This is a genomic window from Sulfurospirillum halorespirans DSM 13726 (assembly GCF_001723605.1).
In the GTDB taxonomy this organism is placed as follows: Bacteria; Campylobacterota; Campylobacteria; order Campylobacterales; family Sulfurospirillaceae; genus Sulfurospirillum; species Sulfurospirillum halorespirans.
The window spans coordinates 242,436-265,660 of record NZ_CP017111.1 but is presented as its reverse complement, the minus strand read 5'-3'; the positions used below and the strand labels follow the sequence as shown (position 1 = coordinate 265,660).

Sequence of the window (23,225 nt, the reverse complement as noted above, 5' to 3'; positions counted from 1 at the left end):
CAAAATGCGTTTTGAAAGAAGAAAAAGCACCAGAGGTTCGTGGGTATTGCGCCGAGCAAAACCCAGTGTTAACGTAGTCTTTGGAGCTTTGCTTTAAAGACGTGTAAAAAGTTCTGCAAGAACTCTAATAGAGTTCCTTTAAAATGGCTTCGGATAACTGTTCGATACTAATGCCCAATTTTTTTTCAATCAAATGTGTCGCACCATGTGTGATAAAAGCATCTTCATATTCAAAGGTTTTAATCTTTACATGTAAAGCATATTTCTCTTTCAATGCCATCAGTAATGAGCCAACACCACCAATTTTTGCACTGTCACTAAAGACATACCACTGATCATACTCTTGCGCTAAAGAGATCAGCAGTGGCTCATCCAAAGGTTTAACAAATCGCAAATCGACAATTGCTGCTTCAATACCTTTCTCAGCCAATAATTTTGCAGTTGCAACGGCTTTTCCGACCCCTGCACCATACCCTAAAAGAAGAATGCTACTTTGCCCTTGTTGGAGCAGTTGCGCTTTTCCATACTCAAACGGCACGGATTCAAAAGCATCTGATTCTAAAAATGATCCTCTTGGATAACGAATGGCTAATGGACCTTTGTGGAGGTAAGAATAGTGAATCGCTGCGTGCATGCTTCGTTCATCACGTGGCGCCATTAAAGTCATATGAGGAACTGCACTTAAGTAAGAAATATCAAATGCCCCTTGGTGTGTCTCGCCATCTTCCCCCACAATGCCCGCACGATCAATTGCAAAAACAACATCCAAATTCATAATACAGGCATCATGGATCACTTGATCATACGCTCGTTGCAAAAAGGTGGAGTAGATCGTGATATAGGGTTTAAAACCCTCTTTCGCCATTGCACACATCGACGTTACGGCATGTTGTTCAGCAATCGCCACATCCCAAAAACGATTTGGATAGGCTTGAATTAAAGGCGTTAATCCTGTGCCGCTGGGCATGGCTGCGGTGACACCTACGACATTGTCGTGCGTTTTAGCCAATTGCATCAATGCTTCAGAGTACATCGTGGTTGCATTTTTGCTCAGCCCTTGTTTGATCGCTTCGCCACTGGCAACATCAAAAGGACCTACGCCATGCCATTTCTCGTAGTATCCCTCCGCCATCTCATAGCCTTTGCCTTTGAGGGTTTGAGCATGAACGATCACAGGTTTTTTAAGACTTCGTGCGGATTGCAATGCACGAATCAGACTTTCGACATCATGACCATCAATCGGCCCAATATAATCAATACCTAACTCTTCAAATAAAATACCCGGGGTAATCAGTTTAAAACTCTCTTCAAACTTTTTCGCCATGTACGTAGCACTCTCTGGCAAGTATTGCAAAATCTGCTCGGTTGTTTTTTTAATTCTTTGGTAAAATCCACCCGCCATCGCGCTGGATAGAAACTTACTGATGGCACCAATGGGCTTTGAAATACTCATTTTATTATCGTTAAGTAAAATGACAACAGGGTAACGGCGATCGCCTAGTTCATTGAGTGCTTCATACACCATCCCCGCACTGAGTGAGCCATCTCCAATCAACGCAATGGGTACACGTTTGTATTGCTCCCCTTTGAGCGCTATCGCTTTTGCAGCACCCACAGCAAGTGAAATAGACGTAGAACTATGCCCTGCAACAAAGTAGTCGCACGGTGATTCATCAGGTCTTGTGTAGCCACTGATGCCATCAAGCTCCCTAAGCGTATCAAAACGATCCCAACGATCGGTGAGCAGTTTATGGGTATAGGCTTGATGACTTACATCGAAAATAAAAGGATCATTCTTCACATCAAAGACATAGTGCATGGCAACAATCAGCTCCACAGCACCTACATTGCTGCTCAGATGCCCACCATTTTTACTGACGGTCTGAATAATTTTTTGCCTAATTTGCTCACAATATTCGTTCAATTCTTCAATGGAGTATTCTCGTAATGTTTTCATCTCTTCCAGTACTTTTTAATTTTCTTGTAGTAAATATTTTACTTTTTCTAAACGCATCGCCAAATTGCCGTCGAGGTTTCCCACGTCGCTAAGAATGACAACGCCACCTAAGGTAATCGCGTCATCAGACGTTACCTTGATTTTTTCATCTTCTGCGTAAAGCTCTTTAAGTGCCTCTAAATCTTTAGGGTTGACCCTCAGTTCAATTTTAATTGCATCTTTAACCTCTTGCAATAAGGCTTTTGAAAGCGATGCGGCAATTTTTGAACTTGAGACACTCACCTCTTTTTTAATCACCTCTTTGGCGATCTCAAAAGCCGTCACACTCATATCGGTTTCTAGTTTAGCCAATCTCTCTTCGATGCTTTTATAAAGCGTATCCAAATGCCCAATCGATTTTAAATAGCGCGATTTCATCTCGGCTGCCACATCTTCAAGCTCATCTTTGGCTTTTTGGTACCCTTGAGCATAGGCATTTTCACGCTCTCTGGTCAGCTCTTCTGTGAGTCTATTATTAGACTTCTTTCATAACCCATCAAATAATCCTAAAACCACGATCAAAATTAATCAAAGCACAGATCAAATTAAAGCGTAATCCAAATCGTTTTCTGCGGTTACGATACTTTTCTCCAAGCATTTTAAAAGTCTTTATTTTTGCATTAATATGTTCAACGACAATGCGTAGGGATGCTTTTGCTTTATTGATAATTTTATCCTCCATACTAAGTGGATGTAGCTTGCTTTTTTTCTTTGGAATATCCGTATTAGGATGCAAAGATGTTATACCAAGATAACCCGTGTCTACAGATACTTTTGTCTCTTTTTTGATAGGTAACCGAGATGTTTTAAAGAGTTTGAAATCATGCATTGTGCGTGTACTGATTGCGGTACAAATGATACGACAATTCACATCAATCACAATTTGTCCTTTGGCAGTATGACGCTTTTTCTTCCCACTGTAGCAACGCCATTGTCTTTTTTTGGGCGTTGCACTGGGCATTCAGTCGCATCAATGACAATATATTCAAGTTCAATTCCTCCCTCTTGATGCAATGCTTTTTTACCAGGTAATGAAAACTTCCCTGAATGTATCAGTACCGTTTCTACCTCTTTTATAATCCTTGATGCTGTTGGTTCACTAATCTCATAATCAAATGCCATATGTGCCAAACTACGATATTCTCTATAGTATTCCAACATCAACAAAAGTTGCGTTTCTGGCAAAAGACGATTTGGTCTTCCACCTTGTTGTTTCTTCTTCTCATGATACTCACTATAGACTTCTAGCATCACCTCAAAAGTCTCTTTTTTTACACCTACCAACCGTTTAAATTCCGCTGGTCTTATCTGTTTTAATCGTTCATATGTTTTCATCACCCTTTAAAGCAATTTTTAGACCTTTTGGGGGTTATGAAAGAAGTCTATTAAAGTCTTGTTCTTGTTTTTCAATCTGAATTTGAAGTTTCACCACATTGGTTGTCAGCTCATCGGTTTTTTTGAGCAGCTCTTCAATAAACTGATTTTGGGTTCCCTCTTCAATGCGGGCAATGTTAACGATTTCATCAGGAACATGCTTTGATTCGCTAGCAAAAGCGTTCTCAGTGATGTACTCTTCGTTTACATGTAAAGGTGTTGCGCCATCTGCTACGTTGGAGCCTAGAACCTTAAACCGATACGGTTTAACAGAGTGATCGTCTACTTTTTCTTTATCAATAATATTTTCTGTCACGATCTTAACCTATCATCTCTTCGGCTTCGCCGATTTGGAGAATGCCCTGCTCTGAAAGTTTTTGCACCTCTTCAACAATCTTTCGTTGAGACTCTTCGACATCTTTAACACGAACAGCCCCTAAAAAGTTCATCTCCTCGACAAACGCTTCTTGAGCACGTTGTGACATATTATCAAAGAACTTTCGCTTAAGATCATCGGCTGAGCCTTTCAGCGCTACCATTAAATCACGTTTATCGGCAACTTTAAGGATTTCACGCACAGCATTGCCATCAAGTTTCATAATATCTTCAAATGTAAACATCATATCTTTGATAATAGAAGCGAGTTTTTCATCGGCTTGTTCAATGTAGGCAATCGTTGTTTTGGACGCTTTTTGACCCAAACGGTTGAGGATTTCAGCCACCGCACGAGGCCCACCCACTTCAACTTTATACGAAGTCAAGGATTCGAGTTTATTCTCTAAAACAGCCGAAACTCTTTTAACAACAGAAGGTGAAATCTCGCCTAAGTTTGCCATTCTAATCGTTACTTCACTTCTCAACTGATCAGGGAAAAACGAGAGTGTTTCAGCCGCACTCGTTGGATCCATATGTGCCAAAATAAGCGCTACCGTTTGAGGATGCTCATTCATAATAAAATCACCCAATTGTTGAGGCTTAATTTGAGAGAGATAACCAAAACTTTGAGAATTTTCCATTGATTTAGAGAGTTTATCAAGAATTTTTTGAGCACCCTCCGCTCCAAAGGTACGGTATAAAATCTCTTTCGCATACTCCATACCACCACTTCGGATGTACTGGTTTGATTGTAAAATAACATAAAATTCTTCTAAAACAGCATTGGCAACCGATTTATCAATATTTTTTGCCGTTGCAATAAATTTTGAAATATCTGTGACAACGTCTATCTCCATATGTGAAAAAAGGTTAGCGGTTGAATCTTCACCCAGTTGGATCATCAAAATGGCCGCTTTTTCAGACATGGAAAGTTCGTTATAGAGGGTTTTTTGCTCTTCTGTTAGTTTCATTATCCAATATCCTTAGAACTGTTTCTGCTACTATCGTAGTCGCCTTCATTGCGAATCATAGACTGTAAAAGCGAAGCAAATTCTTCACCTTTTTGCTCAGCAACATGTTTAAGCTTTTCAAGTAAAACATCGTATTTAAGCGCTTCTTCGTTAAAATCTTGACCAATGCCAAGTTGATCTTCCACTTTTTTACGCGCTTGTCTGAATTTCTCCAAGGTATCTTCGGCACCCTCTTCTTCATGGGCAGTAACCGGTTCGACCTCATCTTCAAAGTCATCCAATTTCGTCTCCACCATTTTTTGGCTAAACGGTATGATGACTTTTTTATAGAAGATAAAGAGCAAGATACCTACGATCAGGTATTTAACCAGTGGAACCAATGGCCCTACGTAGTTAGAGACTTTATCCATCATGTCTTTAGTTGGAGCACGGGTTCCATCACTGGAGAGTGGCTTGAATTCAAAGTTACTGACCGTGACTTCATCCCCTCTTGTTTGATTGAATCCAACCGTTTGGCGCACCACATCACGAATGGCGTCCATCTGCTCTTTGGAAAGTGAAAAATACTCTAACTCACTCTTTTTCTTACCTTCACTGTCCACACCGTATTTATAAACGCCATCCACGACCACGGCTGCTGTTAAGCGCTTAATTTTCGCAAATTCATCTTTGGAATTGACCACTTTTTTAGAAATTTCATAATTGGTCGTGGTTGAACTTTTTTGATAGGTTTCACTTTTTTTACCATTTTCGAGTCCCTGAACAGGCCCTATGTTGCTGATAGCACCTGGAACGCCACCCACATCTTGAGGCTCTTTTCCTTCGCGCTTCTCTTCAACACTCTGCTCACTTCTAGGGACTGAGTTTGGATCATACGTTTCACTCACATAATCTTGCTGTGAAAAGTCAAAATCAATCGTTACTTTGGCATTTACTTTATCGACACCACCAATCACAGGGGCTAAGACATTGATAATTTTTTGCTCAACATTGTGCTCAAACTCTTTTTTATAACGCATTTGACTTTTAACGAGCTCGCCTTGGAAGATGTTGCTCTGCTCGTCACCCAAAGGCTCACCGTCTTGATTGACAACAGAGACATTCTCAGCATTGAGGTTAGAAACAGACGCTGCAACGAGATTTTTAATGCCGATAATCTGTTTGATGGAAAGGTTCATGCTAGGGCGAATATTTAAAACAATGGAAGCCGTTGGAGCCGCCTGTTTTTGCGCAAAAACGGTCTCTTTCGGAATCGCGATATGCACACTTGCATTGGCAATGGGGCCAAGGCTTTCAATCGTGCGCGCAAGTTCACCCTCAAGGGCGCGAATGTATTTAATTTTTTGTTCAAAATCGGTCGCACCAAACTCGGTTTTATCAAAAATCTCAAAACCTACTTTGCTGTTTTTGGGAATGCCAAGGGCTGCAATCGCAATACGCTGCTTATGAACGACATCACTCGGAACTGCGATGGTGCCTTCATTGAGCACTTTATAAGGAACTTTCTCTTTTTCAAGCTGTTGAATAATCAGCGCAGAATCACCTGCGGTTGTATTTTCAAACAAAACACTGTAGCCATTTCCTTTGGCAGACGTGGAATTTTTATAAAGCGTCAGAAACACTAAAAAACCAATCAAGACAACAATCGATACGGCGGCAACAATCCTTTGGCGTAAGGTCAAGTTTTGTATAAGTGTTGCTATTTGGTTTAAAAGTGTTCTAAGCTCCATGGTGTCTTTCTCTTACATGTAAATTGTTTTAAAGAGTTCAAAAAAGCGTGCGTTTTGCTCTGGTGTTCCGATAGTGACACGAATAGCATTCATACCATACGATCCTAAATTTCTAACGATTATACCCTTTTCCATCAACTTTTGCGCAATTGCGCCAGAGTTTTTACTTGCGTCAAACTCTAAAACGATAAAGTTGGTATAACTCTCAATCACTTTAAATCCAAGCTCTTTTGCAAATGCTTCATACGCGCTCATCTGCTCAAAATTTTCCTTAACCGAAGCATCCATGAACGCTTCATCACTCAGCGCTACAATCGCCGCTTTAAGTGTGAGATTGGTGATGTTAAACGGTGCTCGAAGTTTCAAAAACGTTTGAATGATCTCAGGCTGTGCAATGCCATAACCACAACGCATACCGCCCAGTCCATACGCTTTTGAGAACGTGCCTGTGTAAATGGCATTAGGATATTTGGTTATTAGCTCTTGGGCATCAATATTTTTTACAGGATCTTTAAAGCGTGCATACTCCAAATAAGCGGCGTCAACCACCACCAATGTCTCTTTGTCAATTTGATCTAAAAAAGCATAAACATCTTTAGCATCCAAACACTCGCCTAAAGGATTATTTGGGATACAAAGCATAATGATCGAAATATCTTTATTCGCTTTATAAATTTCAAGCATCTCTTTCAAATTGTGCTGAGCAGAAGGTGTTCTAAGTACTTTTGCACCTGTTTGAAGCGCATAAATTTCATACATGGCAAAGGTAATACCGGCCATTAACACTTTCGTATTCGCATTGGCTTTCGCGTGAATCGCAATCTCAATCACTTGATCACTGCCTGAGCCTATGATAATGTTTTTATCTTCAACATGGTATTTTTTCGCCAAAGACTCTTTGAGTTCATACATACTGTCATCGGGATAACGGTTCATATGAACCGCTTCTGCGCGTACCGCTTCAATCACTTTTGGGCTACACCCTCTTGGGTTTTCATTGCTTGCTAGTTTAATCACATCTTTGGCTTCAATGCCATACTCACGTACCACAAGCTCAATCGGCTTGCCCGCTTCGTACGTTTTTAAATTTGCTAAAACACCGTTAAATTGCATTCCTCATCCTCCACAAATATAGCTTCCAAGCCATTTAATATCGTATCTGTCTCTATTTTCATCGATCACTTTTTGGACATTTTCATCATCAATGTGTCCCTCAAAATCCATGTAAAAAATGGATTGGAACCCTTTTTCTTTCGTTGGGCGCGACTCAATCTTCGTAAGATTCACTTTTTGATCTTGGAAGGTTTGCAAAAACTCCACAAGTCCGCCAGGTTTATCATCAGTTTTCGCCAAAATGGAGGTTTTATTATGCACCCCTTTTTTGTTTTTAAAATCACTCAAAATCAAGAAGCGTGTTTGGTTTGCCATATTGTCTTCAATTTTTTCAAACAAAATGGGCACGTTCGACAATTTAGCAGCAATGTGGGAACAAATCGCCGCAGCATCATGATCTTCGCTTGCTTTTTTCGCCGCTTCTGCCGTTGATTTGGTGGGAATAAACTCCACACCTAAGAGCATATGCTCTTCCAGAAATCTTCGACATTGGTTATAACCCTGCGGATGTGAGTAGATGCGTTTCACTTTTTTAATGTCCTCACACACCGTAGCAAAAGAGTGGTGGATGTCCATGTAAAGTTCGGCCACAATTTTTGAGCTAAATTTTCCTAAACAATCCAGTGTCGTACCCACGGCACCTGCGGTGTTATTTTCCACAGGAACTACGCCGTATTTTGCTTCACCATTTTCCAAGACATGAAACACCGCTTCGATGGAACTGACTTCAATATAACTGCCCATCGCGCCAAAACGACTCTCTGCGGCTTGATGCGTGTAACTGCCTTCTGGTCCCATAAATGCGATTTTCTCAGGAAATTCTAGATTGCGGCTTACGGCAAAGACTTCTAAAAAAATTGCGTCAATCGCTTTTGTGTTCAGCGCACCGTTATTGAGCGCTTTGAGGCGATCTAAGATCTCTTTTTCACGTTCTGGTCGGTAAATTGCTGTTCCACTGGTTTGTTTGGCACGTCCAATCTCTTTGACCTTTTCCATACGTTCATTGAGCAGTTTTAAGATCTCATTGTCAATCAGATCAATCTCTTTTCGAAATTTATCGATTACTTGCATGATGTGCCTTTCCTATGGAATAACTCACAGATATGCTCGCTCTAATGCAATCACATCTTCAAAGCTTTCACGCTGGCGAATCAAACGATCTTCGCCCTTTTCAAGTGCAACTTCGGCGACGCGCGTACGTGTGTTGTAATTGCTACTCATCGTAAAGCCGTAGGCTCCTGCGCTTTTAACGATCAGAAGATCATCGTGCTCAAGGGCAGGTAATGCAATATTTTTCGCAAAAAAGTCACCACTTTCACAAATAGGCCCAACGACATCACACACACTTGTTGCGTGATCTTCTTTGCCTTCAACATCAATGGCATGATACGCTTGATACAGGCTTGGACGAATCAGATCATTCATAGCACCATCAACGATCACAAAGCGTTTAAAACCATTGTTTTTTTCATACAGCACGCGCGTTAAAAAGAAGCCACAATCGCCTACCAAATAGCGCCCTGGTTCGCACACAAGTGTGACATCAAGACCGGTAAGGGCTGCAAAAATTGATTGAGCGTAAGCATAAAGATCAACAGTTGTTTCATCTTTGTACTGAATACCAATGCCACCACCCACATCAAAAAATTTAATCTCTATTTTGAGCGCTTTTAAATTTCGTAATAAATTCGCCAACACCAGTGCCGCTTCTCTAAAAGGCTCCACTTCGGTTATCTGACTTCCAATATGAAAATGGATGCCCACAGGATCAAGTGAAGCGCTATTTTTGGCATGAATGTACATGCGTTTGGCACTGTCCAAATCCACGCCAAATTTATTTTCATGAAGACCCGTTGAGATATACGGATGGGTTTGTGCATCGATATTGGGATTAACACGAATGCTGATGCGTGCAATCACGCCTAGTTTTGAGGCAATCATCTCAACGCGATTCATCTCCTCTTCACTCTCAAGGTTGATCATCAAAATATCGTTTTGAAGGGCTTCTTCAATCTCTTCATCCCGTTTGCCGACACCGCTAAAAATAATTTTGTATTTTGGGATTCCTGCCACTAAAGCGCGTTTCACTTCGCCAATGGAGACGCAATCGCATCCAGCACCTAGGTGTGCCATGTGTTTTAAAACAGAGAGATTGGAGTTTGATTTTACGGCAAAACAGATCAGTGATTTGCGTGCTTTAAAAACTTCTTTTAGAGCAGAAAATTTTGTGTCGATCGTATCAAAATCATACACGTATAAAGGGGTGCCATATTTTTGTGCCAAAGCTTGGAATTTCGTCATTTTGAACCTTATCAGAGATAACAATAATTTTCTATTCTATCAAAAAGTTCAACAAAAAATGATTAAATAGAGCCCAATTTAGCGTTTCGCGTAAAAATGTAATGCTGTAAAAAAGAGCAGAATAATTGGAAGTAAAATAGCAATCTCAGCAAAAATAACGCCATTGGCTGCCAAACGGCTAAGCAAAAAGAGTCCGCTCCACACCACAAGGGTGATAAAAGCAAACGAAGAAGCAATCAGTGCCATATTAAAATAACGCCCCATAACGGGTGCTTTATAGTACAAAATAACAATTAAGAAAGGGGCAAAAAGCGGGAAAAAAAGTTGATAAAAAAGTGTCGCTTTGATCTTATGGGTATTCACCCCTTGGGTTTCAAAAAAGAGCAGCGCATCGATTCCGTCTATAATGGAGAGCGCGTATTCGCTCTGATACACATTGTCCATGATCTTCGGTTTAAAATTTTCCATCGTTTTGAGTGTTGGAACACTTTCCGTGCGGTATCCCGTATCATCCAGCGAGCTGACATGTGGTTTATGAATGATACTGACATTTTCTAAGACCCAATGATTTTTAATAAACGAAGCAACGGAAGCGCGAATAATCTTGGTAAGATCCACACTTTCCACTTCAAAAATAGTGACATCGTATGCGACTTGTTTAAGAGGATCAAGCCGTTTAAAATAGACATACTGGTTATCGTGTTTTAAAAAAAGATCTTCGGAACTGGTGGAGATGCGGTTGTATTTTTTAAGATTGGCACTGTACTCGTACGCATAGGCAAACTCAGTACAATTAAGCCCGATATAGCCCAGTGTTAAAACTAAAGCCGTCAGAAAAAAAGGTCTGACCAAAGAGCGTTTTGAGATACTTGAAGCGTACATACAAATGAGCTCATTGGATTTGATCATGCCAAAATAGGTCACAACCATGCCAAAAACAATGGAGAGTGGCAACACATAATTGACCGCATTCATCCCTTGAAAAATCGCGTAGAGTAGCTGTAAATTGGCAGAATCGGGAATATTATTATAATTGGTGAGCAGATCAACACCAACATAAAAAAGATCAAGCGCTATGAAAATAACAAAGAAATTTTTGAGATAATTTTTAACAATGTATTTCTCAAAAAGTTTCATACCTTATCCCCATCGCACAGTGTTTGTTTAAGGGAGTATTGTAGCGAAACTTCTTTTAAATCCTGTGTGAGGAGGGCTTGAATGCTTTTCTTTACATGTAAAAGAATTTCAGGTAAAAATTCTCGCTGACACGCTGAAAAATCAGAAAGCACATACTTCGCTACATCGCTTTTATGCAAGGGTTTTCCAATGCCAATGCGAACCCTAATATACTCAGCACCAATATGTGCATCAATCGATCTTAGCCCATTATGACCGCCATGACCGCCTCCGATTTTAAAACGCAGGGTTCCAAAAGGAAGGTCTAAATCATCATGAATCACAATAATGTGATCGGGTTTGAAGTAATCATCAACGGCTCTAACACTTTCGCCAGAGAGATTCATATAGGTTGTGGGTTTAAGAAGAAGCATCGAAGTGGCTTTAAAAAGCTCGCCTTTGAAATTGGCTTTGGTGATTTTTTCGCATGAAGATTGGTCATCGATGAGTGCATCGATGACCATAAAACCGACATTGTGTCGATTATTTTTATACTGTAAGTCTGGATTTCCAAGCCCTACGATCAGTGTCATAATAAGCGTTACTTCGCTTTAATAACTCCGGCAACAGAAACACGTGTCTCATCCATGATGATAACGTTTGCTGGAACGGGGATATCACGTACGAGAACAGTATTACCAACATCAAGTCCACTGACGTCAATGACGAAGCTGTTTGGTAAATTTTCTGCTGTACATTTAACGGTTAAACGTTTTTTTGATTGAATCAAAACGCCTTTGTTTTTTGTGCCGACGGGAAGACCTTCAAGCATAACAGGCACTAAATATTTACTAAGAACACCTGGAAGTGCAATACGCAAATCTACATGTAAAAGATTGCTATTTACGGGGTCTCTTTGGTAATCTTGGATCACAACATTGTACTCTTTACCCGCAACTTTGACTGGGAAAATAAGAGTCTCTTTGTTCTTTGCTGCTTTGATGAATTCGTTTGCTTTAAATGCAGCATTGATGTTTTGTTCACCCTTACCGTAAATATTAGCAATTAGATATCCATCTCTACGAAGCGCTTTGGTAGCCTTTTTTTCGATACTATCTCTAATGATGCCTTCTAACATAGTTTTCCTTTGTAAAAAATAAGGTGCTAATTGTACAGGAGTAAACCTAAAAGCTGTATAAAGTCTCTATTTCTTTAAGCTAAGGATGTCTTTATCGATCTCTTGAAGCTCTTTAATGCTCACACGCGTCTCATCTTTGCGTGTCTCTTTTTGACTTTTATCGGCATCGTAAAAATCCAGTGCCATCGTAATGTCATTGCGACTGGTCGAGGTTTGGATCGCCGCTTCACGTGAGATTCTGCCTTCTGCGTACAATCCTAAAAGGGCTTGATCAAAGGTTTGGGTTTTGTAAACGTCTTTTCCCTCTTTGAGTGCGTCTGGTATTTCGCCCTCACGACCTTCTAAAATCAATGCTTCAATACGGGCATTTTTCACCAAAATTTCGACTGCCGCTGTTCGTCCATTATCGACTGTTTTGACCAATCGTTGCGCAACAATGCCTTGCAAAACAGATGCTAACGACATCTTGATGCGGTTTTGCTCGCTTCCTGGAAACATACCAATGATACGCCCAACGGTCTCTTTCGCATCCACGGTGTGCAGTGTGGAGAGCACTAAGTGACCGGTTTCGGCTGCGTGCATCGCCGTTTCGATCGTCTCAAGATCACGCATTTCACCCACCAAAATGACATCAGGATCTTCACGAAGCGCGGCACGAAGCGCATCGGAAAAGGAGATGGCATCTTGCCCAATGGCACGCTGATTGACCACGCACGATTCATCTTTGTAGATAAACTCCACGGGGTCTTCAATCGTGATAATATGCTTTTTTTGCGTCTTATTGATGCGATTGATCATCGAAGCGAGTGTCGTTGTTTTACCCGATCCCGTAGGACCTGTGACTAAAATAAGACCACGAGGAAGATCGCACAGTGTGTTCAAAATGACAGGCAAATGAAGGGCTTCAATCGTAGGAAGCACCATCGGGATCGTTCTAAATACCGCTGAGACACCATCGACTTGAAAGAACATATTAACACGGAAACGGTACTCATCGTTGAGCTTAAAGGTGAAGTCAATGTTTTTCTTCTCAACCAACTCAGGGAAACGACTTCGTAAAAGCTCTTTTGCCAACGTCAGTCCATCTTGGTACCCAAGCGCCTCTTTGGAAAAAGAGACAATTTCACCATGAATACGCCCACGAATGGTCGCTCCTGTCTTTACATGTAAATCGCTTCCCTTATGTTCAACCAGCTTGCTGAGGTAAAACTTCAGCTTTTTGGTCATCTCAAATGTGAGTTCGCTTACATTGACTTCAACTGCTGCCATTGGGGCATCCTTTGTCTATTTGAGTTCGTTTAAAATCTCTACAAAAGCTTCTTTAAAGGCACGCAAACCCTCATCCATCAACTCATCACATACAACGTTCATATCGATGCCATTGGCTTCTACGGAGTGAAAAAAGTTCTCAATCCAATCGGATCTAAGCTCGATAGGCTTGCACGCTTTGGAAGAGGCGATGAATGCTTTGATTGTTGCAAGTGGTGCGGTATTGATCGAGTTTTCGAGGAAAAGTTCTTTAATGTAATAATCAGGACTCAGCTTATCGCCTTTAACGCCTGTACTCGCAAACAACGTTCTCACATTGGGTAACTTCGCATTTTGAATGAGCTCATAACAACGCATGGCGTTCATAATGCCTACGCGTGATGTTACAAAATCAATTTTGGCAAGCTCAGCATCCAGCTTACGATCAAAACGACTCACAAAGATGCTGATGACTGCTTGGGGAAGTTTTTTAACCCCTTTTTCGACTAACGTTTTATTCGCACTGCCAAAGGCTTTGAGACACTCTTTGGTTTGAGTGTCGGAGAAAACAAGAGTAGCATTGACGTTAATGCCTTCGCTCAAAAGCGCTTCCATTGCACTAAAACCAGCTTCGGTGGCAGGAACTTTGATCATCACATTCGGATAACCGATCGCTTTGAAAAGGCGTTTGCCCTCTTCCACGGTCGCTTCCGTATCATCGCACAAGAAAGGATCGACTTCAATGCTGATAAAGCCATCGTCACCTTTTTTATACGAGTTTAAAAGTTTCTTGGCGGCAAGTTGAATGTCGCTAATCGCCAGTGCTTCATACATCTCTTTGGCGGATTTGCCTTGGAGTTTTGCTTTATCTTCCGCATATGCAGGTGAACCTAAAAACGCGGCTTGGAAAATAGAAGGATTGCTCGTTGCCGCATTAATGACATTGTTTGCGATCAACTCGCCAAATTCACCCTCAAGGAAGCTTCGCTCCACAAAATCACACCATAACGAAAATTTCAGTTCATTGTTATACATTGTTTGACTCTTTTAAATAAATTGGAGAAGATTACGCATATCTTTCTCATCGATCACGATATTAGCGGCATTTTTCAAAATCGGTTTGGCGCAAAAGGCTACTTTCTTCGCCGCACATTCAAACATCGAGATGTCATTCGCGCCATCACCCACGGCAATCGTATTTTCATAACTTACATGTAAAAGATTTTGCAAGCGTCTTAGCATATCACCTTTGGAAAAACCAAACATCATGTCGCCACCGACCAGTCCACTAAGATGTCCATCTCTTACATGTAAAACATTCGCAAAGTCCACATCAAACCCTAAAATCGCTTTAGCAGGTGTCGTTGCGATGCGAAAACCTCCGCTAAAAACGACTACCGTATAGCCTTTGGCTTTCAGTCCAGAGATTGCCTCTTTGGCACCATTCATCAGAGGTAAGCAAGCGCACATCTCTTCTGCAATTTTGGCGTTCATCCCTTTTAAAAGCCCTACACGTGTGCTCAAACTCTCGAAAAAATCAAGCTCTCCACGCATCGCAGCTTCAGTTATCGTTGAAACCTCTTTTTCGACTCCATGCGCTTTGGCTAGAAAATCGATGGTTTCGCCATCCATCAGCGTTGAGTCAAAATCAAACACACACAACTTCATCCAGACTGCTCCTTGTGATTCTTAAGGCACTTATTATAGCAGTATCTTGCTTAGGCAATAAAACATAAAACAATTACCTCTTTTTCAGTGTTTAAGTTATAATACGCCAAAGTTCACCCGAATGGATAAACGCAATGATTGAAAATTTTATCGAAAAGTTAAAATATGACACCTTCTTGACGCTTGAGACAACCCCGATGCACGAGCCAACGTTTGAGCCGATTATTGAAAAAATTGCGGCATTTGGACTGGATAAAATTGTGGATGGCTTTAGCACCACCGACAATCCGCTCGCACGCCTTAAGTTCAATGCGCTTTTTGGCGCGCTCAAACTTCAAACACAGTTTCATAAACCCGTCATCGCGACAATGAGCATGCGAGACCGCAATAAAGTCGCCTTACAATCAGACCTTTTGGGTGCGAATGGATTTGATCTGCGCACGATTCTCGCCCTTACGGGAGATCCAGCGAGCGCAAGTGATCAACCCGCCGTTAAAGGGGTTTTTGAAGGAAACAGTACGCTTCTGTTAGAAATCATTCAGTGCTTTAATGCAGGCATTGACTACTCGGGAAAACCGTTTAAAACGCAACCCAAACCCATTTACTCCTTTGCGGTGTGCAATGCACATGCCAATACCCCTAAAAATTTAATGAAAAAGATGGCAACAAAGATCAAACATGGCGCGGTGGGCATCATCACCCAACCTGTTTACAGCGTTGAAAATGCGAAAATGCTTTTAGACTTACTCAAAGATGCCAAAGCCGAGATCAACAAAGAGCAGAGCCAAGCGCAACTCATTTTAGGGTTTTTTCCGATTATCAAACTGCGTACCGCTCAATTTTTGAGCGCGCACGTTCCAGGCATTCATGTGCCTTCTATCTGGATGGACAAACTAGCACATGCTAAAAAAATCAGTGAAGAAGAAGAGAAAAAAGTAGGGTTTGAACTCTCGTTAAATGCCTTTTTAGAACTTAAAAAGATTCATCCAAAGATTCATATGATGAGTGCCAATAACTTTGAATTGGTCGCAGATTTGGTGAAGTATTAAGGTTTACATGTAAAGCGCCAAATAGCTTGATTTGGCGCTTTATGAGGGTTTAGAAATCGCGTTTTAAGAGCTGTTCGACTTTAAGAATCGTCAAGATATTTTCATCCCGCATTCCAATGCCGTACACCATCCCTTTTTCCGCATGAATCGTTTCAGGCGGTGGTCCGATACGACTGCTTTTGATACGAATCGCCTCTGTGAGACGATCAATCACAAAGCCTGCGGTATTATCGACACCCTTCATAACGATGTAGCGCGTATCTTCCGTCACTTTAGCAGGGTCCATTTTGAACTTACTTCTAAGATCAATCAAAGGAATGACGCTTCCGCGAAGGTTAAAGACACCTAAGATATACGTTGGCACACTGGGAACCCTTGTGTATTCAATCGGCTTAATGATCTCTTGAATGCTTAAAATGGGCACCGCGTACTCTTCTTGCCCTATAATAAATCCGACCAGTTGAATAACATCATCCTCTTTTTTGTGCGGCTCATCAACTTGTTCTTGCTGTTTTTTAAGAATTTGATTGAGTTTATCATTCATCGTTTTGCCCCACTTATAGTTTTATATTTTTTCGCACAACACTCTCGAGATATTCGGGAGAGTATGGCTTGGTGATGTATTCACTCATACCTGATTCAACGCCTCTAAGTCTGTCTGATTTAGACGTACGAGATGTTACTGCAATGAGTGGAAGGTTTTTGTACTTCGAGTATTTACGAATCTCGCCCGCTAACGTGTATCCATCCATGCGCGGCATCTCAATATCAATCAAAACCGCATCGATGCTGTATTCAGCCGATTTGAGCATGTTAAGCGCTTCTTGACCGTTACTGGCTTCAAGCACTTTAACCCCAATAGGCTCCATCGATTTTTTCATGATGTTACGATCCATCGCACTATCATCGACTGCTAAAACGATGTAGTCGCTTGGTACTGTTTTGGTCTTCACAACGGTTTCTGCACTCGCACGAATATCAACCGTGATGCCTTTTGCAAGATTCATAAGAGCAGCAACATCGACGATCAACGTCACACGTCCATCGCCTCGAATCGTAGCACCCGCGATGCCTTCAATCCCTTGGAGATAATCACCCAAAGATTTAATAACAATCTCTTCTTGCCCAACAAGGGTATCAACAACAACGCCCAGTTTGGACTCTGCAAGTCCGATGACAACGACATAGGTGTGTTCGCCACCTTCATACACCTGTTTGACACCAAAGATGTCTGAGAGGCGAACCAAAGAGAGCACTTCATCACGAAGTCTTAAAACATTTTTGCCTTCAATCGTATAAATCTCATCCAATGGTATACGAACCGTCTCTAAAACAGACGCCAAAGGAATCGCATAGTACTCCTCTTGCGCACCGACAAGCAAGGCTTGAATAATCGCTAAAGTAAGAGGAATTTTGAGTTTAATCACCGTACCATGACCGACTTCGCTGTCGACATCAATGATACCGTTGAGTTTTTCGATGTTGGTTTTAACAACGTCCATTCCCACACCACGACCTGAAACGTTCGTAACGACTTTTGCCGTTGAGAGGGATGGTCTAAAGATCAATGCAAACGCCTCTTTATCATTCATAGCGTCCGCTTCTCTCTCAGTAATCATGCCTTTTTCAACCGCTTTTGCACGTAAAATATCTGGATCAAGCCCTTTACCATCATCGGTAATCTCAATAACAATGTGATTGCCCTCATTATACGCTTTTAGCTGAATGAGTCCCATTTCTGGTTTACCTTGAGCTCGTCTGGTCGCACCATCTTCAATCCCATGATCGCATGAGTTACGAATAATATGTACGAGTGGATCGCCAATCTCTTCAACGATAGACTTATCAAGCTCGGTCTCTTCACCTGAAATTTCAAGTTCGATCTGTTTTCCAAGTTCACGAGAGAGGTCTCTTACCATTCTTGGGAATTTGTTGAAGACTTTTGCAATCGGAAGCATTCTGGTTTTCATAACCGCAATTTGAAGATCGGTTGTGACAAGTGAAATCGATGAAACCACTTGGTTCAGCTCTTCTAAAAATTTCTCACCCTCATAGCGCTCTTCCACGTCATCGTAAATTTTTAAAAGTCTGTTTTTACCCAAAACAAGCTCACCAATAAGGTTCATTAGGTGATCCAGTCGTTTCACCTCAACGCGAATGGTTTGCTCCATTGTACTGGCTGACTCTTTTTGAGCCGGTGCATTGGCTTCAGCTGAAGCGCGTTTTGCGACAACAGGTTCAGCCGCTTTTGGTGCTACTTCTTCATCGCTGTCTTTCAAACTCTCAAACGATGGCGTAGGCACAGCAGCCGCTTTAGCAGCACTGGTATTCTCTTTACGTTTGCGGTCTTCTTCTTTACGCATTTTTAAAAGACGTTCAATTTCGTCTTCTACCTCTTTGTCGCTTAGTTTGGAGTAGTCTGTGTTATCATCTTCATACGTAGGAGTTGGAGACTCATCCACTTCTGCGGCGGCTACGAGAACATTTGCGACAGGTTCACCATTAGAAATAATGTCTAAACGACGGCAAATATCGGTAATATCAATCCCCGCTGAAGTGTCATTGCCACTGTCACGAATCGCATGAAGCAAGCTTTTCATCAAATCAATGGACTCCAAAACCACATCCATAACCTCAGGTGTGAGTTTCAGATCACCATGGCGTGCTTTATTTAAAACATCTTCCATGTGGTGTGTGAGACCTGTTAAAATGTCAAAATTTAAAAAGGATGATGATCCTTTAATCGTATGTGCGACCCTAAAAATACTGTTGAGCAGTTCCAAATCATCGGGATTGGACTCAAGCTCCACTAAGTTTTGATCAAGTTGTTCAATAAGTTCGAACGCTTCAACCAAAAAATCTTCTAAAATTTCTTGAATATCTTCCATCGTTCTACCCCTATTGTGCTGTTTTCACGTGTGATTTGATGACTTTTGAGACTTCCTTGTAGAAAATTCCTGCATCAAACTTCGTTAAGTAGGCTTCACCGCCCGCCTCTTTGCCTCTGATCTCGCTAAAATGATCGCTAATTGAAGAGTTAAAAACGATCGGAATAGTTTTAAATCTGGCATCCTCTTTCACATTGGCTGCAAAGTGAAATCCATCCATTTGAGGCATCTCGACATCGCTGATAATAATTTTGACCTCATCGGTTAAACGATCACCGTAGGTTGCGTAAAGCTCATTGAGTCTTTGCATCCCTTCCATTCCATCTTTGGCTTCAACCACACGCATGCCCATCTTTTTAAGCGCATCGCTGACAAGCTTTCGAGCCGTCATACTGTCATCCAAAATGAGTGCGGTGCCTTCTACTTTAAGAATTTGGTCATCGTTAATATCCATTTTCGGTTGATAAATGCCCAGTGCTTGAACCACGCTCTCAAGATCTAAGATCAAAAGTACATCGTCATTTTCAATACGCGTTACACCTGTAATCTGACTCTTATCGAGTGAACCCATGCCCGCAACAAACGATGCTGGCTCAATATCTTTCCAGCTGATACGACGAATGCGTTTGGCTTCATGAACCACAAATCCGATCAAAATGTCGCTAAACTCCGTAATGATAATACGAGGTTTAATCGATCCATCATCCGGCTCTTTAATGTTCATCCATTTTGCAAGATTCACCACAGGAATCACGATACCACGAAGGTCAAAAATCCCCTCGATATAATCAGGAACGCCTGGAAGTTCTGTTAAATTAGGGATTTTGATGATCTCGCGCACTTTGGCAACGTTCACACCGTAAATTCCCTCATACACGCCGTTTTCTTCCTTTTTAAAAATACGGAAGTCCACCAGCTCCATTTCATTAGAGCCTACTTTCAAAATACTCTCTTTAGCCATTGCAGCCCCTTAGTTGCTTTTGCGCAAATTCTGTCTCTGAGGAAGATTGTACACTAAAGTAACTTTGATTGCACGCAAAAGAAGAAAAATTTACATAATGCACGCCAGAGACCATAAAATCGACATTCTGATGGTAATGTCCCTCTGCAATAACGTCCGTTTTGGGGTAGAAATGAAGCTTGCGTTGTATTTGCGTTGCAAAATGCTCGATGGTCTTGCACAATTTTTTCGTGTGTTGATCGTTTTGGATCTTTTTTGAGATTGAAGCGTCTGTTCTTTTATCAATATAATTAAGGATTTTTAAGACACTTTGATTGCGGATGATTTTGGTATACGTGCGATTAAGAAGCGTTCCATACTTATCGCCGTGTAACAACAAGCAGGTTTTGCCACTGGGAAGTTTACATGTAAGCGGTTGTTCCTCAATGGGAATCACCTTTACATGGTTAAAGAGTTTGGAGAGATCAAAGTCGTGGTTGCCCTCAAAATAGTAAACTTCACAGCTTTTTCCAAGCTCCTCAATCAGATCAATATAGCGTTGGTACTGTTGAACCCCATGCGCAACACTGCCCACCAAAAGGTCGAACATATCGCCCATTAAAAAGAGTTGGGGTGGAGGATTTTGCTTTACATGTAAAAGAAAATCAAAGAAGAAAGAGCGATCACTTGAATCATGCGCATCGGCAATAAAAAGCGCTCCTTCTTGAATGATAAGATTAGGGGACATAGGCGATAATAGGAATTCCTGCAGACTCTTCAAAGCCGCACATCAAATTGGCATTGACCACTGCTTGAGAGGAAGCGCCGCGCAAAAGGTTATCGATGCTCGATGAAACAAAAATAGATTTGCCTTTTTGGCTTACAAAAATATCGCAAAAGTTCGTTCCAGCGGTTGACTTAATATCGACAGGCACTTCGCGAATACGCACAAAACGTTCATTTTTATAAAAATCCTGAAGCACGGCTTTCGCGTCAATAAGCTCATTCGTTTGTAAATACGAGCTCACCAACATACCACGACTCACAGGCAATAAATGCGGTACAAAATTCACTTCAAACGGATGTCCGCTCACCAGTCGAAGCTTTTCAGCGATCTCTGGCTCATGGCGATGTTTGAGCGGATTGTACGCAAAGATATTTTCATTGATGGTGACAAAATGCGCTGTCGCACTAGGTTTTTTACCCGCACCAGAAACGCCACTTTTCGCATCAATAAAAATCGGCGCATCTTTTTTAAGATAATTCAAAAACGGCAAAATTCCCAAAATCGAAGCAGTCGGATAACATCCTGGGTTGGCAATCAAATTCGCCTCTTTAATCTTCGCACGATTGATCTCAGGAAGCCCATACACTGCCTCTTTTAAATGCTCTTTATCTTCATGCTCGCAGTAATGTTTCTCATAGGCTTCAAGTTCCAAACGATAATCCGCGGAAAGGTCAACCACCTTTACATGTAAATCCAAAAGCTCCTTCGCAAACCCCATCGCCGCTTTGTGCGGAAGCGCTAAAAAAGCAAGCTTGGCATGTTTAGCGACTTCTGAAGCATCGGCTTTTAAAACCTCTTGCTCAAAAACACCCAGTAGACTTGGATGCAATTCGCTCGCTTTCATGCCACCTTCTGTGGTTGCGATATAGCTAATGTTAAAATGGGGATGGTTAATCAAAATTTTAATCAGCTCTAGCCCTGTATAACCGCTTGCGCCGATGATGGCTACGTCTATTTTTGCCATGTTATCCCTCGAAATTGATCTCACGGTATGCGACTTCTAAAACCTCATACACTTGTTTGCCTGAAGGCAGTTTGATGGTCACCTCTTCGCCTTCCCCTCGCCCCATTAATTGAATCGCTAAAGGGGAGTAGTATGAAATGAGCCCACGGTCCGGATTGCTCTCCGTACTTCCCACAATGGTGTACGTCACCTCTTCGTTGGTCTCTAAATTTTCCAACATAATGGTCGAACCAAAGCGAATTTTCTCATGTTCATACGTGGTTGGGTCAATCACTTGCGCGCGCGATACAAGATCGCTAAGCTCCCCAATACGCCCATCAATAAACGCTAAACGCTCTTTCGCGGCGTGGTATTCCGCATTTTCTTTTAAGTCGCCGTGGCTTCTTGCAATATCAAGCTCAATAACCGTTTCAGGTCGTTGCTTTTTTTTAAGATCATTCAGTTCATTCATTAATTTTTTGTAACCGTATTCGGTCATAGGTTCTTTTGCATTGCTCATTATTACTCCTTATCTCTTCTATTATACCTTCATTATGCTTATCATTGCCTCTTGACTTCCATGCCCCAATATCTTCCTAAGCTCGGTGATACGGCTAAAAAATGCTTCTCTGTCCACACTCTCATACGCCTCAAACAGACGTTGCGCATACACCTCTTCTTGCAACAGTTCCTCATGCAATGGTTCTTTGTTTTCAAAGTCGAAAATGATATTCGCCAGTCCCACATGTTTCAGCTTCACAAACTGCTTCGCGATCCAATAATCCAGCGCTTTGGCCTTATATGCCAAGACAAATGGAACCCCTACGAGTGCTGCTTCAAGCGTCGCCGTGCCTGAACAGACAAACGCAAATTCACTTTGCTCCAACGCCTCATACGTGTTGCGACAAATTTTAAAGTCATGAATATCGCCATAAATCTCTGCAATTTCACGGTAATCATAATGTGCAGGAATCACCAGCCATTTCTCTTTGCCCTCGATTTTAGAAGCCAACTCCTTATAAATCGGAAAAAGACTGCGAATCTCACTCTTGCGACTCCCTGGAAAAAAAGAAACAATCCCCGTCTCTTCATAGCGCAATTTAAACAGAGGAATCTCATCGAGCAATGGATTGCCCACATAAACGGCTTTCGTGTAAAACTGCTGTTCAAACGGAAAAATGGAGGCTAAAACGGTGCAGTATTTCTCCATCGCTGCGACACGTTTGGGTTTCCAAGCCCACACTTTTGGCAAAATATAATAAATGATTTCGACATTGGGATTGATCGTTTTAATCGCCTTGGCAAGCGGAAGATTAAACGCTGGTGAGTCTATGAGCAGCACTTTGTCCACAAAAAAACTCATACGCGCCATAATCTTAATCGCCTTTTTAGCTTTGCGAATTTTTGGCAAAGCATCTAAAAACCCCATAATCGAAAAAGCACGACTGGGCATCAAAGGTTTTCCAAAACGCTCATCAAAAATGCCATAAATTTCGCACTGCTCAAGAGCGTTTAAAATGGGTTCCAAGTGTAAATTGGCGGATGGTTCTAGGGCGGAGACAAGTAATTTCAAAATAGCACCTTTTAC

24 protein-coding genes are annotated in these 23,225 nt (G+C 41.5%); 1 reads left to right on the top strand and 23 read right to left on the bottom strand.

Going from position 1 to position 23,225, the window contains the following annotated elements:
• Positions 1 to 124: 124 nt before the first annotated feature.
• From dxs to serB, 16 genes are all read right to left on the bottom strand, one after another.
• Positions 125 to 1,957, bottom strand: coding sequence for a 1-deoxy-D-xylulose-5-phosphate synthase (gene dxs / locus SHALO_RS01345; RefSeq protein WP_069477037.1), 1,833 nt, complete (start codon positions 1,955 to 1,957; stop codon positions 125 to 127).
• 15 nt (positions 1,958 to 1,972) lie between these two features.
• A complete protein-coding gene (locus SHALO_RS01340) occupies positions 1,973 to 2,452 on the bottom strand; it encodes a FliH/SctL family protein (RefSeq protein ID WP_084010642.1) in 480 nt (159 codons plus the stop codon).
• 40 nt (positions 2,453 to 2,492) lie between these two features.
• Entirely contained in the window at positions 2,493 to 2,957 is a 465-nt protein-coding gene (locus SHALO_RS15690) for a transposase family protein (RefSeq protein ID WP_084010640.1), read from the bottom strand.
• The gene (locus SHALO_RS15685; protein ID WP_069477036.1) at positions 2,873 to 3,331 is read right to left on the bottom strand and encodes a transposase family protein; all 459 of its coding nucleotides are present in this window, start codon (positions 3,329 to 3,331) and stop codon (positions 2,873 to 2,875) included. Before SHALO_RS15685 ends, SHALO_RS15690 begins: the two co-directional genes overlap by 85 nt.
• A gap of 34 nt (positions 3,332 to 3,365) precedes the next feature.
• Positions 3,366 to 3,686 (bottom strand): FliH/SctL family protein, encoded by a 321-nt coding sequence (locus SHALO_RS01325; protein WP_069477035.1) that lies wholly within the window; start codon positions 3,684 to 3,686, stop codon positions 3,366 to 3,368.
• Between the two features lie 4 nt (positions 3,687 to 3,690).
• The gene (gene fliG / locus SHALO_RS01320; RefSeq protein ID WP_069477034.1) at positions 3,691 to 4,719 is read right to left on the bottom strand and encodes a flagellar motor switch protein FliG; all 1,029 of its coding nucleotides are present in this window, start codon (positions 4,717 to 4,719) and stop codon (positions 3,691 to 3,693) included.
• Entirely contained in the window at positions 4,716 to 6,446 is a 1,731-nt protein-coding gene (fliF, locus tag SHALO_RS01315) for a flagellar basal-body MS-ring/collar protein FliF (protein WP_069477033.1), read from the bottom strand. Before fliF ends, fliG begins: the two co-directional genes overlap by 4 nt.
• A 12-nt stretch (positions 6,447 to 6,458) precedes the next feature.
• Entirely contained in the window at positions 6,459 to 7,559 is a 1,101-nt protein-coding gene (hisC, locus tag SHALO_RS01310) for a histidinol-phosphate transaminase (protein WP_069477032.1), read from the bottom strand.
• Between the two features lie 3 nt (positions 7,560 to 7,562).
• Positions 7,563 to 8,630, bottom strand: a complete 1,068-nt coding sequence (gene pheA, locus SHALO_RS01305) for a prephenate dehydratase (RefSeq protein ID WP_069477031.1) — start codon at positions 8,628 to 8,630, stop codon at positions 7,563 to 7,565.
• 24 nt (positions 8,631 to 8,654) lie between these two features.
• Positions 8,655 to 9,860 (bottom strand): diaminopimelate decarboxylase, encoded by a 1,206-nt coding sequence (gene lysA / locus SHALO_RS01300; RefSeq protein WP_069477030.1) that lies wholly within the window; start codon positions 9,858 to 9,860, stop codon positions 8,655 to 8,657.
• A 78-nt stretch (positions 9,861 to 9,938) separates the two neighbouring features.
• On the bottom strand, positions 9,939 to 10,997 hold the full coding sequence (locus tag SHALO_RS01295; RefSeq protein WP_069477029.1) for an LptF/LptG family permease: 1,059 nt from the start codon (positions 10,995 to 10,997) through the stop codon (positions 9,939 to 9,941).
• Complete coding sequence (gene pth, locus SHALO_RS01290; protein ID WP_069477028.1) at positions 10,994 to 11,569, bottom strand: aminoacyl-tRNA hydrolase; 576 nt, start codon at positions 11,567 to 11,569, stop codon at positions 10,994 to 10,996. Before pth ends, SHALO_RS01295 begins: the two co-directional genes overlap by 4 nt.
• Positions 11,570 to 11,577: 8 nt before the next feature.
• On the bottom strand, positions 11,578 to 12,114 hold the full coding sequence (locus SHALO_RS01285; protein WP_025343486.1) for a 50S ribosomal protein L25/general stress protein Ctc: 537 nt from the start codon (positions 12,112 to 12,114) through the stop codon (positions 11,578 to 11,580).
• A gap of 66 nt (positions 12,115 to 12,180) precedes the next feature.
• Positions 12,181 to 13,383: a type IV pilus twitching motility protein PilT gene (locus SHALO_RS01280; protein ID WP_069477027.1), complete on the bottom strand. Its 1,203-nt coding sequence runs from the start codon at positions 13,381 to 13,383 to the stop codon at positions 12,181 to 12,183.
• 15 nt (positions 13,384 to 13,398) lie between these two features.
• Positions 13,399 to 14,397: a transaldolase gene (locus SHALO_RS01275; RefSeq protein WP_069477026.1), complete on the bottom strand. Its 999-nt coding sequence runs from the start codon at positions 14,395 to 14,397 to the stop codon at positions 13,399 to 13,401.
• A gap of 12 nt (positions 14,398 to 14,409) precedes the next feature.
• Entirely contained in the window at positions 14,410 to 15,030 is a 621-nt protein-coding gene (gene serB / locus SHALO_RS01270) for a phosphoserine phosphatase SerB (RefSeq protein WP_025343482.1), read from the bottom strand.
• A gap of 134 nt (positions 15,031 to 15,164) precedes the next feature.
• On the opposite strand from serB, the gene SHALO_RS01265 reads away from it, so the two are divergent.
• On the top strand, positions 15,165 to 16,079 hold the full coding sequence (locus SHALO_RS01265) for a methylenetetrahydrofolate reductase (RefSeq protein WP_069477025.1): 915 nt from the start codon (positions 15,165 to 15,167) through the stop codon (positions 16,077 to 16,079).
• Between the two features lie 49 nt (positions 16,080 to 16,128).
• Here the strand turns inward: SHALO_RS01265 and SHALO_RS01260 are convergent, their stop codons facing one another.
• Genes SHALO_RS01260 through lpxB form a run of 7 tightly spaced genes read right to left on the bottom strand, consistent with a single transcriptional unit; the run spans position 16,129 to position 23,210 of the window.
• On the bottom strand, positions 16,129 to 16,623 hold the full coding sequence (locus tag SHALO_RS01260) for a chemotaxis protein CheW (RefSeq protein ID WP_025343480.1): 495 nt from the start codon (positions 16,621 to 16,623) through the stop codon (positions 16,129 to 16,131).
• 13 nt (positions 16,624 to 16,636) lie between these two features.
• A complete protein-coding gene (locus SHALO_RS01255) occupies positions 16,637 to 18,967 on the bottom strand; it encodes a hybrid sensor histidine kinase/response regulator (RefSeq protein WP_069477024.1) in 2,331 nt (776 codons plus the stop codon).
• Between the two features lie 10 nt (positions 18,968 to 18,977).
• On the bottom strand, positions 18,978 to 19,928 hold the full coding sequence (locus SHALO_RS01250; protein ID WP_069477023.1) for a chemotaxis protein: 951 nt from the start codon (positions 19,926 to 19,928) through the stop codon (positions 18,978 to 18,980).
• Positions 19,921 to 20,655, bottom strand: a complete 735-nt coding sequence (locus SHALO_RS01245; protein WP_069477022.1) for a UDP-2,3-diacylglucosamine diphosphatase — start codon at positions 20,653 to 20,655, stop codon at positions 19,921 to 19,923. Before SHALO_RS01245 ends, SHALO_RS01250 begins: the two co-directional genes overlap by 8 nt.
• Positions 20,645 to 21,658, bottom strand: a complete 1,014-nt coding sequence (gene argC, locus SHALO_RS01240) for an N-acetyl-gamma-glutamyl-phosphate reductase (RefSeq protein ID WP_174543295.1) — start codon at positions 21,656 to 21,658, stop codon at positions 20,645 to 20,647. The genes SHALO_RS01245 and argC overlap by 11 nt, the downstream gene beginning before the upstream one ends.
• Position 21,659: 1 nt before the next feature.
• A complete protein-coding gene (gene greA, locus SHALO_RS01235) occupies positions 21,660 to 22,157 on the bottom strand; it encodes a transcription elongation factor GreA (protein ID WP_069477021.1) in 498 nt (165 codons plus the stop codon).
• A gap of 21 nt (positions 22,158 to 22,178) precedes the next feature.
• Entirely contained in the window at positions 22,179 to 23,210 is a 1,032-nt protein-coding gene (gene lpxB / locus SHALO_RS01230) for a lipid-A-disaccharide synthase (RefSeq protein WP_069477020.1), read from the bottom strand.
• Positions 23,211 to 23,225 lie beyond the last annotated feature (15 nt).